The sequence below is a fragment of the Mycobacterium sp. IDUB_1 genome, from assembly GCF_055419625.1.
Window position 1 is genome coordinate 1 of sequence record NZ_JBVAYA010000023.1, and the last position, 235, is coordinate 235.

The 235-nt window shown below is 69.4% G+C and carries 1 pseudogene; it reads right to left on the bottom strand.

The window, feature by feature from the left end:
• A pseudogene (locus tag ACZYYX_RS29495) lies at positions 1–235 on the bottom strand (acetaldehyde dehydrogenase (acetylating)); the annotation flags it as partial.

Sequence of the window (235 nt, forward strand, 5' to 3'; positions counted from 1 at the left end):
ACCCCCGGCCCGATCGCGGCCGGCGTCAGATCGATGGCCCGGATACCGGCCTCGGCGTAACGCGGCGCCGCATCCCGATGCACATAGGCGCTGGTCGCCTCGAACACCATGTCGGGCAGCTCCTCACGCGCGAGCAACCAGTCCACACCCTCATGGCTGGTTTCCAGGCCCAGCGTGCGGGCCCGCGCCAAACCCTCACTCTCGGGGTCGATACCGATCATCCACCGCGGCTCCA